The following is a 15513-nucleotide window of genomic DNA, read 5'->3' as shown; positions in this document are numbered from 1 at the left end:
ATGAAATATTCATTAGGGCCGGTGCTGTACTACTGGCCAAAAGAGACGCTGGAAAGCTTCTACGAAGCGGCGGCGAAAAGCAGCGCCGACGTGATTTATCTCGGCGAGGCGGTGTGCAGCAAACGCCGGGCGACCAAAGTTAGCGACTGGCTGGAGATGGCGAAAACGCTGGCGGGCCAGGGCAAACAGGTCGTGCTTTCAACGCTTGCGCTGGTGCAGGCCCCTTCCGAGCTTAACGAGCTTAAGCGCTACGTTGAGAACGGCGATTTTCTCATCGAAGCGAACGACATTGGCGCGGTAAACATGGCGGCTGAGCGCAGGCTGCCGTTTGTTGCGGGACACGCGCTCAACTGCTATAACGCCGTCACGCTGCGTCTGCTGCTTAAGCAAGGGATGATACGCTGGTGCATGCCGGTTGAGCTTTCCCGCGACTGGCTGGCGAACCTGTTAAACCAGTGCGACGAGCTGGGCATCCGCAATAAGTTTGAAGTGGAGGTGCTGAGCTACGGCCACCTGCCGCTGGCCTATTCTGCCCGCTGCTTTACCGCGCGTTCTGAAGACCGTCCAAAAGACGAATGTGAAACCTGCTGCATCAAGTATCCAACCGGGCGCAATATGCTTTCGCAGGAAAATCAGCAGGTTTTCGTGCTTAACGGCATCCAGACGATGAGCGGCTACGTCTATAACCTCGGCAACGAGCTGACGTCGATGCAGGGGCTGGTGGACATGGTACGCCTGTCGCCGATGGGCATGGAAACCCTGCGCGTGCTGGAAACGTTCCGGGCAAATGAACAGGGTTCAGCGCCTCTACAGCTCACTTCGCAAAGCGACTGCAACGGCTACTGGCGTCGCGTCGCGGGCCTGGAGCTGATTAACCACGCCTGATAAAAAGCTCACTTTGTTACTTAATTGTTGATGGTTTTGCGCAATACTGAGGCTAACTATCAGCAAACGAAGTTACCCACTTCGTCTAACAAAGTGAGCCGTTATGTCTGACATTACCCAAGTGCCTTTCTCGCTGCTGGACCTGTCCCCGATCCCACAGGGTTCACAGGCTGCAGACGCGTTTCACCGTTCGCTCGATCTCGCCCGCCTGGCCGAAAAGCGCGGCTATCACCGCTACTGGCTGGCGGAACACCATAATATGACCGGCATCGCCAGCGCGGCGACATCGGTGCTGATTGGCTATCTGGCGGCCAATACCAAAACGCTGCGCCTTGGCTCCGGCGGCGTGATGCTGCCGAACCATTCCACGCTGGTGATCGCCGAGCAGTTCGGCACGCTGGACGCGCTTTATCCTGGGCGTATCGATCTGGGCCTGGGCCGCGCGCCGGGCAGCGACCAGCGCACCATGATGGCGCTGCGCCGCCACATGAGCGGCGATATCGACAACTTTCCGCGTGATGTGAACGAGCTGGTGTCGTGGTTTGATGCCACCGACCCAAACCCTGCCGTGCGCCCGGTGCCGGGCTACAACAGCAAGGTGCCGGTCTGGCTGCTGGGTTCCAGCCTTTACAGCGCACAGCTGGCGGCACAGATGGGCCTGCCGTTTGCCTTCGCCTCGCACTTCGCGCCGGATATGCTTTTCCAGGCGTTGCAGCTTTATCGTTCCCAGTTCAAACCTTCCGCGCGTCTGGAAAAACCTTACGCCATGGTGTGCATTAATATCATCGCCGCTGACAGCAATCGCGATGCGGAATTCCTGTTTACCTCCGCACAGCAGGCGTTCGTTAAGCTGCGCCGTGGGGAAGCGGGCCAGCTGCCGCCGCCGATTGAAAGTATGGATAACTTCTGGAGCCCGGCCGAAAAATACGGCGTGCAGCAGGCGCTGAGCATGTCTTTGGTGGGAGATAAAGCGAAGGTGCGTCACGGGCTGATTTCACTGCTGCGCGAAACGCAGGCGGATGAAATCATGGTTAATGGACAGATTTTTGACGACCAGGCGCGGCTGCATTCTTTCGACCTGGCGATGGAGGTCCACGAGAGCCTGGCGGGTTAATATTTTCGCCCCCGAAAAGGGGGCGAATCATTAATGGTAAACCGGCAGCAGGTTAAAGCTCGAAAGAAGATGAATCACCGCGTTACCCACCCCGAAGAGCAGAATCAGCACGATCATTTTATCCCCACCCCAGACGCGATATGTCGGGCTGCCAAACTTGCGGCGTGAGGCTCTGGCCAACAGCGCGGGAACGATGGCAGCCCAAATAGTCGCGGCAAGCCCAGCATAGCCAATCGCGTAGATAAAACCGTCGGGCCAAATCACGCCGCCCAGGATTGGCGGAATGAAGGTCACCAGCGCGGTTTTCAAACGGCCTACCGGGCTGTCGTCAAACTTGAACAGGTCGGCCAGGTAATCGAACAGTCCAAGCGTAACGCCGAGGAACGAGCTGGCAACCGCGAAGTTTGAGAAGATAATCAGCAGCATATCCAGCGCGCGGCTGTTCAGCACGCCGCTTAACGCCTGCACCAGCACGTCGATATTGCCGCCCTTCTCCGCGATGGCAATGAAATCGCCACGCGGGATATTGCCCATGCTGCCAACCAGCCAGATGGCATACAGCACCAGCGCCATCACGGTGCCCCAAATCAGGCAGCGTTTAATGGTTTGTGGGTCCTTGCCATAGTATTTCATCAGGCTCGGCACGTTGCCGTGGTAGCCAAATGATGCCAGGCAGAACGGCAGCGTCATAAACAGATACGGCAGATAGCTCGGGTTGACCGCCTGCGTGTCGAGCAGGGTTTTCGGCTCGACGTGCCACATCAGGCCGCCAAACGTCATAAAGAAGGTGAGGATTTTTGCACCCAGCACAATCGTGGTCATGCGGCTTACCGCCTGCGTGCTGAGCCAGACAATAAATGCCACCACCAGTGCGAAGATCAGGCCCGCGAACCGCGCCGGGAACGCAATCGACATCTCTTTAAGCGTGTGGTGGATAACCGAGCCGCTCGCCGAAATATAGGCATAGGTGAGGATATAAAGCACGAAGGCGATGGAAAGCCCGTTGACCAGATTCCAGCCTTTGCCGAGCAGGTCTTTGGTGACCGTGTCAAAACTTGAGCCAACGCGGTAGTTAAGGTTCGCCTCCAGGATCATCAGCCCGGAATGCAGCATACAAAACCAGGTGAAGACCAGCGCGGCTAGCGACCAGAAGAACCAACTGCCCGCCATCACGACCGGGAGCGAAAACATGCCAGCGCCAATAATTGTGCCACCAATTATCATCACGCCGCCGAGAATAGAGGGCGAGGCTTTGGTGGTCGATAAGGTTGCCATACAAATTCCTGAATACGAGAACGGCTGTCGAGGTGACAGGTTTACTGCGGAGTATTGTACCAGTACATGAGTACGCTTTGGATAAAAAAAATCCCAGTATTCATCACTGGGATTTTTATGACTGCCTGTTAAACATCAACAGGCATAAACTTCGGTCAATTAAGCTTCGGTTGAACGACGACGAGCAGGTGCTGCGCCATCATCACGACGTGGGCCACGGGCGCCTTCACGACGTTCGCCGCTGAAGCTACGACCGCCAGCCGGTGCCGCGCCGTCACGACGTGGACCACGACCGCCTTCACGACGCTCGCCGCCGCCGAAACCACGACCCGCACCGCCGCCACGGCGTTCGCCACCACGGTCAGTACGTGGCTGCGCGTCACCCATCAGCTGCATATTCATCGGCTTGTTCAGAATACGAGTGCGGGTAAAGTGCTGCAGGATTTCGCCCGGCATGCCTTTTGGCAGTTCGATAGTTGAGTGAGTACCAAACAGCTTGATGTTACCGATGTAACGGCTGCTGATGTCGCCTTCGTTAGCGATAGCGCCAACGATGTGACGAACTTCAACGCCGTCATCACGGCCCACTTCAATGCGGTACAGTTCCATATCGCCAACGTCACGACGTTCGCGACGCGGGGCGTCACCTTCACGTTGTGGACGGTCACCGCGTGGTGCACGGTCGCCGCGTGGAGCACGATCGGAACGTTCGAAACGCTCATCGCGCTCTTTGAACTCACGACGTGGACGCATTGGTGCATCTGGTGGCAGGATCAGAGGACGTTCGCCCTGTGCCATTTTCAGCAGCGCAGCAGCCAGCGTTTCCATATCCAGGGCTTCTTCTGCTTCAGCAGAAGGCTGGATTTTCGCCAGCAGGCCACGGTACAGATCCAGATCGCTGCTTTCCAGCTGCTGCTGAACTTTAGCCGCGAATTTAGCCAGGCGACGCTCGCTCAGCAGTTCACGGTTTGGCAGTTCAACTTCTGGAATAGTCAGCTTCATGGTGCGTTCGATGTTGCGCAGCAGACGACGCTCGCGGTTCTCAACGAACAGCAGCGCACGGCCAGCACGACCCGCACGACCGGTACGGCCGATACGGTGAACGTAAGATTCGGAATCCATCGGGATGTCGTAGTTAACAACCAGGCTGATACGCTCAACGTCCAGGCCACGGGCCGCAACGTCGGTTGCAATCAGGATGTCCAGACGACCATCTTTCAGACGCTCCAGAGTCTGCTCACGCAGCGCCTGGTTCATGTCGCCGTTCAGAGCCGCGCTGCTGTAGCCGCTTTGCTCCAGCGCTTCAGCCACTTCCAGGGTCGCGTTTTTGGTACGAACGAAGATGATCGCCGCATCAAAATCTTCTGCTTCCAGGAAACGCACCAGCGCTTCGTTTTTACGCATGCCGTGGACGGTCCAGTAGCTCTGGCTGATGTCCGGGCGGGTCGTCACGCTTGACTGAATGCGCACTTCCTGAGGATCTTTCATGAAGCGACGAGTAATACGACGAATCGCTTCTGGCATGGTCGCGGAGAACAGCGCGGTCTGATGTTCAGCCGGGATCTGCGCCATGATGGTTTCAACGTCTTCGATGAAGCCCATACGCAGCATTTCATCGGCTTCGTCCAGTACCAGACCTTTCAGGTTGGACAGGTTCAGCGTGCCGCGTTTTAAGTGGTCAAGCAGGCGACCAGGGGTACCCACAACAATTTGTGGACCCTGACGCAGGGCGCGCAGCTGCACGTCATAACGCTGGCCACCATAAAGGGCAACAACGTTTACACCGTGCATATGTTTAGAGAAATCCGTCATGGCTTCAGCTACCTGAACCGCCAGTTCGCGGGTCGGTGCCAGCACCAGAATTTGTGGTGCTTTCAGCTCTGGATCAAGATTGTGCAGCAGCGGTAAAGAGAAGGCTGCAGTTTTGCCGCTACCTGTCTGAGCCATACCCAGTACATCGCGGCCAGCCAGCAGTTGTGGGATACACTCTGCCTGGATTGGAGAAGGTTTTTCGTAACCCAGATCGTTCAGGGCTTTAAGGATGGAGGCATTCAGCCCCAGATCGGAAAAAGTAGTTTCGATAGTAGTAGTCTCGATGATATCAGTCATGTAGTACATGTGCCTCGTTGATGGCGGCCAGTCTACGTAACTCATCGTGAAATTGACCTGCAATTTTCATTGAAAAGTGTGAACCGGCTCAAATTTGGTTGATAAACGAACAAAAACGCCCTCACCCGTTAAGGTGATGACTTTAATAAAAAAGTGTATGGGCTGATCGTTGTTCGTCAGCTATTGCTGGTCCGATTCTGCCAGGTCGTCTTGCTCCTGGCCCAAGAGCGCTAATTCCAACAATGCATAACGATGCTCAACGTAGTTGTGTACGTTGTTAGCGACCGCTAACTTGAACAGTGCCGTGGCGCTGTCCTTTTCCCCCAGACTTAGGTAGAACTTACCTAAATAGAAGTTGGTTTCACTGAGATGCTCAGCGAGCGAGGTGTTATCCGTTGCGTCCGCCTCGAGGCGTTCCATTAACGTTTTCTCGTTAATGTTCCCCAGGTAGAACTCGACAATGTTCCATCCCCATTGCTCTTTATCCGATTTATCGAGGCGCTGTTGTAACGCCACTTTGGCCTGTTTGGCGTCGATATTGCTTTCGGCAATATAGAGCCACAGACTGCGGAACGGATCATTGGGATCGTCTTGATAAAACGCTAGCAGATCATCTTGCGCTAAACGATAACGACCACCGTAGTAGAGGGCGATACCGCGATTTAAATGCGCATAGTTGTAAGTTGGATCAAGCTCAAGTACAGAATCAAACGCTTCATAGGCAGCATCAAAATTGCCTGCCTGCGTTAAATATATACCTAAGTAATTGAATACTTCAGGCATATCGGGGCGGATTGCCAGCGCTTGTGAAAAATCATTTCGCGCTAGAGCCCGCAAGCCGAGGCTATCATACAACACTCCGCGCTCATATAAAAGCTGTGCGCGTTCATCATCGGTCAAAGCCCGACTGGCAAGTATCTGCTCCATGCGTGCAAGAATCACTTCCTGCTGCAAAGTCGGTTGCAGTGGTACCGCCAGGACTTCGTTCTTACGCCAGGCAGAGTTGCTGCATCCTGCCAGCGCGAGAGCTGTCGCAACGAAACACCAGCGCAAAAAAGGCTTCATTTCCCACTCCCGAAGACAACAATTGAATGAACATCCTGTCCGCCGGCTGCTAAAACGGAGCATCCTGCTCCGTAATAAACAGCTCTCCATGTCACCATGGAGAGCTTAATAGGTATAGCTTACTCAGCTTCTGGCGCAGCTGGCGCTGCCGCACCTTCAGCCGGAGACTGTTCGGTTGCTTCTTTGATGCTCAGACGAACACGGCCCTGACGGTCAACTTCCAGTACCTTGACCGGCACTTCCTGACCCATCTGCAGGTAGTCAGTCACTTTCTCTACACGCTTATCAGCGATTTGAGAAATGTGTACCAGACCTTCTTTACCGCCACCGATCGCCACGAACGCACCGAAATCAACGATACGAGTAACTTTACCGTTGTAGATACGGCCTACTTCGATTTCAGCAGTGATCTCTTCGATACGGCGGATCGCGTGTTTCGCTTTGTCACCATCGGTCGCAGCGATTTTAACGGTACCGTCATCTTCGATTTCGATGGTAGTGCCGGTTTCTTCAGTCAGCGCACGAATCACAGAACCACCCTTACCGATCACATCTTTGATCTTGTCTGGGTTGATTTTGATGGTGTGAATACGTGGAGCAAATTCAGAGATGTCGCCACGCGGAGCGTTGATAGCCTGTTCCATCACGCCAAGGATATGCAGACGCGCACCTTTAGCCTGGTTCAGAGCCACCTGCATGATTTCGCGGGTGATACCTTCGATTTTGATATCCATCTGCAGTGCAGAGATACCTTCACGGCTACCGGCAACTTTAAAGTCCATATCGCCCAGGTGATCTTCGTCACCCAGAATGTCAGACAGAACAACAAAGTTGTCGCCTTCTTTCACGAGGCCCATCGCAATACCGGCTACTGCGGCTTTGATTGGCACGCCTGCGTCCATCAGTGCCAGAGAAGCACCACAAACGGAAGCCATGGAAGAAGAACCGTTGGATTCAGTGATTTCAGACACAACACGCACGGTGTACGGGAAGCGGTCTGCTTCTGGCATAACTGCCAGCACGCCACGCTTAGCCAGACGACCGTGACCAATCTCACGTCGCTTCGGTGAACCGACCATGCCGGTTTCGCCTACGGAGTACGGAGGGAAGTTGTAGTGGAACAGGAAATTGTCGGTACGTTCGCCCATCAACTCATCCAGGTTCTGCGCATCACGAGCGGTGCCCAGAGTTGCTGTAACCAGCGCCTGAGTCTCACCACGGGTGAACAGAGCAGAGCCGTGAGTACGTGGCAGAACGCCAGTACGCACGTCCAGACCACGGATCATGTCTTTTTCACGGCCATCGATACGCAGTTCACCAGCCAGGATGCGGCTACGAACAACGTTTTTCTCGATAGCGTGCAGGATGTCGCTCAGCTCGGCGTCGTCCAGAGATTCGTCTTCCGCCAGCAGAGCCGCGATAACGTCAGATTTGATAACGTCGATTTGCGCGTAACGCTCTTGCTTGTCGGTGATGCGGTAAGCATCGCTCAGACGGGATTCAGCAAGCGCTGCAACGCGGGCATTCAGCTCAGCGTTAACGGCTTCTGGTTTCCAGTCCCAACGTGGTTTGCCAGCTTCAGCAACCAGGGAGTTGATGTTTTCGATAACAACCTGCTGCTGATCGTGACCGAACACAACCGCGCCCAGCATCTGATCTTCGCTCAGCAGTTCTGCTTCGGATTCAACCATCAATACAGCACCAGCGGTACCAGCAACAACCAGGTCCAGCTTGCTCTCTTTGAGCTCATCTGCGGTTGGGTTCAGCACGTACTGATCGTTGATGTAGCCCACGCGAGCAGCACCAATTGGGCCGTTGAATGGAATACCAGACAGGCTCAGAGCGGCAGATGCACCGATCATTGCCACGATGTCAGGGTGAACCTGTGGGTTTACGGAAACGACGGTTGCAATAACCTGAACTTCGTTAACGAAGCCTTCTGGGAACAGCGGACGAACCGGGCGGTCAATCAGACGCGCAATCAGGGTTTCGCCTTCGCTTGGGCGGCCTTCACGACGGAAGAAGCTGCCTGGGATACGGCCAGCAGCGTAGGTACGCTCCTGGTAGTTAACGGTCAGTGGGAAGAAGTCCTGACCGGCTTTAGCTTTTTTCTGACCAACTACGGTCACGAATACTGCGGTGTCGTCCATGCTTACCATTACTGCTGCGGTAGCCTGGCGTGCCATCATACCGGTCTCTATTGTGACCGTATGCTGACCGTACTGAAATTTACGAACGATCGGATTAAGCAAGATAATATCCTTAAGATTCTTAGGCTTCCGGTGACTTCACGCGGTGCCGTTATGACCCGACCTTTATCGCATCCTCGCGACTAATGACAACCCTAACCCGCCCCTGCGGATAAAGCCTCTCATTAGCCGCGCGAACCTCTGCAACAAAGATCACACACAGCAACAATACATTAGTTTCATTAGAATTGCTGCCGTCAGGTTGAAAAAAGGGGCCCTATCAGGCCCCTTTTTCTGAAACTCGCAAGACTTAGCGACGCAGACCCAGACGCTCGATCAGGCTGGTGTAACGTGCAACATCTTTACGCTTCAGGTAGTCGAGCAGTTTACGACGCTGAGAAACCATACGCAGCAGACCACGACGGCTGTGGTGATCTTTTTTGTGCTCTGCAAAGTGACCCTGCAGGTGGTTAATCTGTGCAGTCAGCAGTGCAACCTGAACTTCGGTAGAACCGCTGTCGTTAGTACCACGACCAAACTCAGAAACGATTTTAGCTTTAGCTTCAACGCTTAGAGACATTTTCAACTCCAACATTTTTAGATAAAAAGACAGGGTGCCGATCTCTAATTCAGCAACCCCCAGTGCACACCCGATACCTTGTAAGACAAGGTTCGAATGCTAAGCCGCGCTATTTTACCTGTAGCAACCTGTTATCGCAAGGTAACTACAGAAGTCAGGCGGGATACTCTACGACCAGACGACGAGGCGCAACGCGTCCGTCATCATCGATTTCTGCCATGCCAATGAATTTAGCTTCTTCACCTTCGGTGACGCGTACCAACCCTTCAGCTGGTGCGCCCGCAACCTGAACCGGCTGACCATTTTTGAAATAGCCCGCCACCGCAGGTAGTAAATTCACTACCGGGAAGTCCGATGCCGGACTGTCCATTGGCATTAATAAAGGATCTAACAGAACGCCAGGCTCAATGCCCTGCTGCTGCGCCTGCTCAAGCAGTTCGTTCAAATGCTCAAGCGTTACCATACGTTCAACGGGATACTTACTCACGGCCAGACGACGCAGGAAAGTCACGTGCGCGCCGCAGCCCAGTTTTTCACCCAGATCGTCCGTAATGGTACGAATATAAGTGCCTTTTGAGCAGTGGATCTCAAGCTCAAGTTCATCGCCTTCATGACGAATAAACAGCAGTTCATAAACGGTGATTGGACGCGCTTCGCGTTCAACTTCAATGCCTGCACGCGCATATTCGTATAGCGGTTTTCCCTGATGCTTAAGCGCCGAATACATCGATGGCACCTGCATGGTTTCACCGCGGAAGCTTTCAAGCGCAGCCGCAAGCTCCTGCTCGCTAAAGGTAACCGGACGTTCCTGCACGACGGAACCATCGGCGTCTGAGGTATCGGTACGCTGTCCCAGACGGGCAATCACGCGGTAACGCTTGTCGGAATCCAGCAAATATCGCGAAAACTTTGTCGCTTCACCCAGGCAGATCGGCAGCATACCGGTAGCCAGCGGATCCAGCGCGCCGGTGTGGCCGGCACGGTTGGCGTTATAGATTCGCTTAACCTTTTGCAGCGCGTCGTTGGAAGACAGGCCCTGCGGCTTATCTAACAACAACACGCCATGGATATCACGACCACGACGACGAGGACGACTCATCAATCCTCCTTGCTGTCATCCGAATCGTTTACGCGGCGCTCGTCATCGTTGCGGATGACGTTAGAAACCAGGTTAGACATACGCATCCCTTCAACCAGTGAGTTGTCGTAGAAGAAGGTCAGTTCAGGCACGATACGCAGACGCATCGCTTTGCCCAGCAGGCTGCGGATATAACCGGAGGCGTCCTGTAATACTTTGATGCCTTCTTTCACTGCGGCTTCGTCTTTGTCGTTAAGGAAGGTAACAAAGACTTTGGCATAAGCCAGATCGCGCGACACTTCCACACCGGAGACGGTGGTCATCATGCCCAGACGCGGGTCTTTAATTTCGCGCTGCAGGATGATTGCGATTTCTTTCTGCAATTCCTGAGAGACGCGCTGAGGACGACCGAATTCTTTCGCCATATTAAATTCTCCATACAAATCGGGGGGCGCGTGGCCCCCCTTAAGATATGACCGATAACTCGGCTTCTATCAGGCGATCGTACGCTGGATTTCGATGATTTCGAAGACTTCGATAACATCGCCAACACGCACGTCGTTGTAGTTCTTAACGCCGATACCACATTCCATGCCGTTACGGACTTCGTTGGCATCATCTTTGAAGCGGCGCAGGGATTCCAGCTCGCCTTCATAGATAACAACGTTGTCGCGCAGTACGCGGATTGGGTTGTGACGTTTGACCACGCCCTCGGTAACCATACAACCTGCGATGGCACCAAACTTCGGTGATTTGAACACATCGCGAACTTCGGCCAGGCCGAGGATCTGTTGTTTCAATTCTGGAGAGAGCATGCCGCTCATCGCCGCTTTCACTTCGTCGATCAGATGGTAGATGACGGAGTAGTAACGCAGATCCAGGCTTTCCGCTTCGATGACGCGACGAGCAGATGCATCAGCACGAACGTTGAAGCCAACGAGGATTGCGTTGGAAGCTGCAGCAAGCGTTGCGTCAGTTTCAGTGATACCGCCCACGCCGGAACCGATGATTTTAACTTTAACTTCATCAGTAGACAGCTTCAGCAGGGAATCGCTGATCGCTTCCACAGAACCCTGAACGTCTGCTTTGAGCACAACGTTCACTTCGGACACTTCGCCTTCGGTCATGTTGGCGAACATGTTTTCCAGTTTGGATTTCTGCTGGCGAGCCAGTTTCACTTCACGGAATTTGCCCTGACGATAGAGAGCAACTTCACGCGCTTTTTTCTCGTCACGAACAACGGTCACTTCATCACCCGCAGCTGGAACACCGGACAGGCCGAGGATCTCAACAGGGATAGAAGGACCTGCTTCAGTCACTTCGCGGCCCAGTTCGTCACGCATTGCACGAACACGGCCATATTCGAAGCCACACAGCACGATGTCGCCTTTGTTCAGGGAGCCTTCGCGAACCAGAACGGTTGCAACCGGACCACGACCTTTATCTAGGAAGGATTCGATAACAACGCCGCTTGCCATACCTTCACGCATCGCTTTCAGTTCGAGAACTTCAGCCTGCAGAAGGATAGCATCCAGCAGATCGTCGATGCCTGTACCCGCTTTCGCAGATACGTGTACGAACTGGCTTTCACCGCCCCACTCTTCCGGCATGATGCCGTACTGAGACAGCTCTTGCTTAACGCGGTCTGGATCGGCTTCTGGCTTATCGATTTTGTTTACTGCAACAACTACCGGCACCTGCGCCGCTTTCGCGTGCTGGATTGCTTCAATAGTTTGCGGCATCACGCCATCGTCAGCTGCAACAACCAGTACAACGATGTCCGTTGCCTGAGCACCACGAGCACGCATTGAAGTAAAGGCTGCGTGGCCCGGGGTATCCAGGAAGGTGATCATGCCGTTGTCAGTTTCTACGTGGTATGCACCGATATGCTGGGTAATACCACCCGCTTCGCCGGACGCAACTTTAGTAGAACGAATGTAGTCAAGCAGAGAGGTTTTACCGTGGTCAACGTGACCCATGATGGTCACAACCGGCGCGCGGGCTTCTGCCACTGCATCGGTGTCACGGTCGCTCATCAGCGCTTCTTCCAGCTCGTTTTCACGACGCAGGATAACTTTGTGGCCCATCTCTTCAGCAACCAGTTGAGCGGTTTCCTGATCGATGACCTGGTTAATGGTTGCCATAGCGCCCAGCTTCATCATCGCTTTGATGACCTGAGAGCCTTTAACAGCCATTTTGTTAGCCAGTTCAGCAACAGTGACGGTTTCGCCGATCACGACGTCACGGTTAACCGCCTGCGCAGGCTTGTTAAAGCCCTGTTGCAGGGAGCTAGGCTTACGTTTGCCTTTGCCACCGCGAACTGCTGCACGCGCTTCTTCACGGTCAGCTTTAGATTCGCCGTGCTTGCCGCCTTTCTTCTGGCGTGGTGCTTTAGTTGCAGTAGTACGAGCACGAGTACGCCCAGCTTCTACCTGGCGATCGTTTTCGTCTTCTGCCTGGCGGGCATGCTGAGAAGTGGTTACATGGTAATCAGTTTTGTCGTCTTCCACTTTCTCTTCTTCCGTCCAGACGCCTGCGTTAGCTTCAGCCATTTTACGGGCTTCTTCAGCTACACGACGTGCGTCTTCTTCGAGTTTGCGACGGGCTTCTTCTTCCGCTTTACGCTTAAGCTCGGCAGCCTCAGCTTCGCGGCGGGCTTTGTCGGCCTGGGCGGTTTTCGTCATATCGTCTTGTTGATTGCTCACTTTGTCTTTTTCCGCAGCTTCACGTTTCGCTTTATCAGCGGCTTCACGCTTAGCTTTTTCTTCAGCTTCACGCTTAGCTTTTTCTTGCGCCTGACGGTTGGCAGCTTCCTGTGCCTCACGTTGGGCTTGCTCTTCCGCTTCACGCTGCGCCTGTTCTTCCGCTGCAAGGCGTTCAGCCTCTTGCGGATCACGTTTCACAAAGGTGCGCTTCTTGCGGACTTCGATTTGTACCGATTTACTTTTCCCACCGGTACCTGGAATGTTTAAAGTACTGCGCGTTTTGCGCTGTAATGTCAACTTGTCTGGTGCTGAACCATGTTCACGGTTCAGGTGCGCCAGCAGCGTTTGTTTCTCGTTCGCGGAAACAGAATCATCAGCAGACTTCGGGATCCCTGCATCAGCAAATTGCTGTACCAGGCGGTCCACGGAGGTCTGAATCTCTGCGGCCAGCGCTTTTACGGTTACATCTGTCATGCTGTTCCTTCCTGCTACAGTTTATTACGCTTCGCCGCCAAACCAACAGATATTACGAGCAGCCATGATTAATTCACCGGCTTTCTCATTGGTTAAACCTTCAATATCTGACAGGTCATCAACGCCTTGCTCAGCCAGGTCTTCCAGCGAGCTCACACCACGCGATGCCAGTTTAAAGGCCAGCGTGCGATCCATACCTTCAAGATTCAGCAGATCATCCTGAGGTTTGTTATCGCCAAGGCTTTCTTCCTGAGCAAGAGCCAAGGTGGTGAGGGCGTTTTTAGCGCGTTCACGTAATGCTTCCACTGTGTCTTCATCAAGGCCATCAACTTCTAACAGCTCTTTCATCGGCACGTAAGCCAGTTCTTCGAGCGTTGAGAAACCTTCTTCAACCAACACGGTGGCGAAATCCTCGTCAATGTCGAGGTACTTGGTAAAGGTATCAATGGCTGCATGTGCTTCAGCCTGATGCTTAGCCTGCAGGTCATCAACGGTCATAACGTTGAGTTCCCAGCCGCTTAGCTGTGCTGCCAGACGCACGTTTTGACCATTACGGCCAATCGCCTGCGCCAGGTTGCCTGCCTCTACCGCGATATCCATCGTGTGTTTGTCTTCGTCAACCACAATGGAAGCCACATCAGCCGGGGCCATCGCGTTGATAACAAACTGCGCCGGGTTGTCATCCCACAGCACGATATCAATACGCTCGCCACCCAGTTCAGTGGAAACTGCCTGTACGCGCGCGCCGCGCATACCGACGCAAGCGCCAACTGGATCGATACGTTTGTCATTAGTTTTCACGGCGATTTTTGCGCGTGAACCAGGGTCGCGAGCTGCGGCCTTGATTTCAATGACTTCTTCGCCGATTTCTGGCACTTCGATGCGGAAAAGTTCGATCAGCATTTCCGGTTTGGAACGGCTAACGAACAGCTGTGCGCCACGAGCTTCAGGGCGTACGGCATAAAGTACGCCGCGAATACGGTCGCCTGGACGGAAGTTTTCGCGTGGCAGCATGTCTTCACGAATGATGACGGCTTCAGCGTTGCTACCCAGATCCAGAGAGATGTTGTCGCGGTTAACTTTTTTGACCACGCCGGTGATGATTTCACCTTCGTGCTCACGGAATTGATCCACAACCATCGCACGTTCAGCTTCACGTACTTTCTGTACGATAACCTGTTTAGCCGTTTGAGTCGTGATGCGGTCAAAGGTAACGGATTCGATCTGATCTTCAACGTATTCGCCTACGTTCAGTTCAGGATCTTCGAAGCGAGCGGCATCAAGGGTGATTTCACGCGTCGGCTGCGTCACTTCTTCTACAATGACCCAGCGGCGGAAAGTGTCAAAGTCACCACTTTTACGATCGATGCTTACACGGACATCAATCTCTTGCTCGTATTTTTTCTTTGTCGCTGTTGCCAGCGCACTTTCCAGCGCTTCAAAAATCTTCTCACGTGGGAGAGATTTCTCGTTGGAAACTGCTTCTACAACAGCCAAAATTTCTTTGTTCATCCTGGGTTTTCACCTCAATCCAAACTATTAAAAGTGGGGTACCAGGTTCGCTTTCTGGATGTTGCTCAGTGCGAACACTTCATCTTTGCCTTCGACCGTGACCGTGATCATCTCACCCTCAACGGCTTTGATAATACCCTGCCATTTGCGACGGTTTTGCACGGCCATACGCAACACAATGCTCACTTCTTCGCCAGTATAGCGAACGTAATGTTCTGCCGTGAACATTGGGCGATCGAGACCAGGTGAGGAAACTTCAAGGTTATAGGCCACGGTGATAGGGTCTTCGACGTCTAACACTGCACTGACCTGGTGACTGACATCAGCGCAATCATCAACATTGATGCCATCTTCACTATCAATATAGATGCGCAGCGTAGACTGGCGACCTCGAACGAATTCGATACCCACCAATTCGTAACCCAGTGCTTCCACGGGTGCTGTAATCATCTCTGTTAATTTTTGCTCTAATGTGGACAAGCCCACCCCCAAGACATAAAAAAAGGGCATATAGCCCAGTTATTCTG

General features: G+C 53.6%; 13 protein-coding genes. 2 read left to right on the top strand and 11 right to left on the bottom strand.

What is annotated here, in order from left to right:
• Both ACSPHG_RS03010 and ACSPHG_RS03005 read left to right on the top strand, forming a co-directional pair.
• A complete protein-coding gene (locus ACSPHG_RS03010) occupies nt 1-885 on the top strand; it encodes a U32 family peptidase (protein ID WP_435952039.1) in 885 nt (294 codons plus the stop codon).
• Between the two features lie 103 nt (nt 886-988).
• Entirely contained in the window at nt 989-1999 is a 1011-nt protein-coding gene (locus ACSPHG_RS03005) for a luciferase-like monooxygenase (protein ID WP_435952038.1), read from the top strand.
• A gap of 30 nt (nt 2000-2029) precedes the next feature.
• On the opposite strand, the gene mtr is transcribed toward ACSPHG_RS03005, so the two are convergent.
• From mtr to rimP, 11 genes are all read right to left on the bottom strand, one after another.
• Nucleotides 2030-3274 (bottom strand): tryptophan permease, encoded by a 1245-nt coding sequence (mtr, locus tag ACSPHG_RS03000; protein ID WP_435952037.1) that lies wholly within the window; start codon nt 3272-3274, stop codon nt 2030-2032.
• Between the two features lie 159 nt (nt 3275-3433).
• Nucleotides 3434-5383 (bottom strand): DEAD/DEAH family ATP-dependent RNA helicase, encoded by a 1950-nt coding sequence (locus ACSPHG_RS02995; protein ID WP_435955926.1) that lies wholly within the window; start codon nt 5381-5383, stop codon nt 3434-3436.
• Nucleotides 5376-5453, bottom strand: a complete 78-nt coding sequence (gene yrbN / locus ACSPHG_RS02990; RefSeq protein ID WP_183270882.1) for a protein YrbN — start codon at nt 5451-5453, stop codon at nt 5376-5378. The genes ACSPHG_RS02995 and yrbN overlap by 8 nt, the downstream gene beginning before the upstream one ends.
• Before the next feature lie 110 nt (nt 5454-5563).
• The gene (gene nlpI, locus ACSPHG_RS02985) at nt 5564-6448 is read right to left on the bottom strand and encodes a lipoprotein NlpI (RefSeq protein WP_435952036.1); all 885 of its coding nucleotides are present in this window, start codon (nt 6446-6448) and stop codon (nt 5564-5566) included.
• Between the two features lie 119 nt (nt 6449-6567).
• Nucleotides 6568-8700, bottom strand: coding sequence for a polyribonucleotide nucleotidyltransferase (gene pnp / locus ACSPHG_RS02980; RefSeq protein ID WP_435952035.1), 2133 nt, complete (start codon nt 8698-8700; stop codon nt 6568-6570).
• A gap of 247 nt (nt 8701-8947) precedes the next feature.
• Nucleotides 8948-9217 carry a 30S ribosomal protein S15 gene (rpsO, locus tag ACSPHG_RS02975; protein ID WP_002434239.1) on the bottom strand — a complete coding sequence of 90 codons (270 nt, stop codon included), beginning with the start codon at nt 9215-9217 and terminating at the stop codon, nt 8948-8950.
• Nucleotides 9218-9371: 154 nt separating this feature from the next.
• Nucleotides 9372-10316 (bottom strand): tRNA pseudouridine(55) synthase TruB, encoded by a 945-nt coding sequence (gene truB, locus ACSPHG_RS02970; protein ID WP_435952033.1) that lies wholly within the window; start codon nt 10314-10316, stop codon nt 9372-9374.
• A complete protein-coding gene (rbfA, locus tag ACSPHG_RS02965) occupies nt 10316-10720 on the bottom strand; it encodes a 30S ribosome-binding factor RbfA (RefSeq protein WP_435952031.1) in 405 nt (134 codons plus the stop codon). The genes truB and rbfA overlap by 1 nt, the downstream gene beginning before the upstream one ends.
• Nucleotides 10721-10789: 69 nt before the next feature.
• Entirely contained in the window at nt 10790-13474 is a 2685-nt protein-coding gene (gene infB / locus ACSPHG_RS02960; protein WP_435952029.1) for a translation initiation factor IF-2, read from the bottom strand.
• 24 nt (nt 13475-13498) lie between these two features.
• Complete coding sequence (nusA, locus tag ACSPHG_RS02955) at nt 13499-14986, bottom strand: transcription termination factor NusA (RefSeq protein WP_435952028.1); 1488 nt, start codon at nt 14984-14986, stop codon at nt 13499-13501.
• Nucleotides 14987-15013: 27 nt separating this feature from the next.
• Nucleotides 15014-15466, bottom strand: a complete 453-nt coding sequence (gene rimP, locus ACSPHG_RS02950; RefSeq protein WP_435952026.1) for a ribosome maturation factor RimP — start codon at nt 15464-15466, stop codon at nt 15014-15016.
• Between the last annotated feature and the right edge of the window lie 47 nt (nt 15467-15513).

The organism is Dryocola baronae, assembly GCF_051297175.1.
Taxonomy (GTDB): domain Bacteria; phylum Pseudomonadota; class Gammaproteobacteria; order Enterobacterales; family Enterobacteriaceae; genus Dryocola.
This window is presented reverse-complemented; position numbering and strand designations above follow the sequence as displayed.

What these genes read in the sequence shown, in the direction of transcription:
- ACSPHG_RS03010 (WP_435952039.1), top strand. Translation starts at nt 1, where the DNA reads ATGAAATATTCATTAGGGCCGGTGCTGTACTACTGGCCAAAAGAGACG.
- ACSPHG_RS03005 (WP_435952038.1), top strand. Translation starts at nt 989, where the DNA reads ATGTCTGACATTACCCAAGTGCCTTTCTCGCTGCTGGACCTGTCCCCG.
- mtr (WP_435952037.1), bottom strand. Translation starts at nt 3,274, where the DNA reads ATGGCAACCTTATCGACCACCAAAGCCTCGCCCTCTATTCTCGGCGGC.
- ACSPHG_RS02995 (WP_435955926.1), bottom strand. Translation starts at nt 5,383, where the DNA reads ATGACTGATATCATCGAGACTACTACTATCGAAACTACTTTTTCCGAT.
- yrbN (WP_183270882.1), bottom strand. Translation starts at nt 5,453, where the DNA reads ATGAAAATTGCAGGTCAATTTCACGATGAGTTACGTAGACTGGCCGCC.
- nlpI (WP_435952036.1), bottom strand. Translation starts at nt 6,448, where the DNA reads ATGAAGCCTTTTTTGCGCTGGTGTTTCGTTGCGACAGCTCTCGCGCTG.
- rpsO (WP_002434239.1), bottom strand. Translation starts at nt 9,217, where the DNA reads ATGTCTCTAAGCGTTGAAGCTAAAGCTAAAATCGTTTCTGAGTTTGGT.
- truB (WP_435952033.1), bottom strand. Translation starts at nt 10,316, where the DNA reads ATGAGTCGTCCTCGTCGTCGTGGTCGTGATATCCATGGCGTGTTGTTG.
- rbfA (WP_435952031.1), bottom strand. Translation starts at nt 10,720, where the DNA reads ATGGCGAAAGAATTCGGTCGTCCTCAGCGCGTCTCTCAGGAATTGCAG.
- infB (WP_435952029.1), bottom strand. Translation starts at nt 13,474, where the DNA reads ATGACAGATGTAACCGTAAAAGCGCTGGCCGCAGAGATTCAGACCTCC.
- nusA (WP_435952028.1), bottom strand. Translation starts at nt 14,986, where the DNA reads ATGAACAAAGAAATTTTGGCTGTTGTAGAAGCAGTTTCCAACGAGAAA.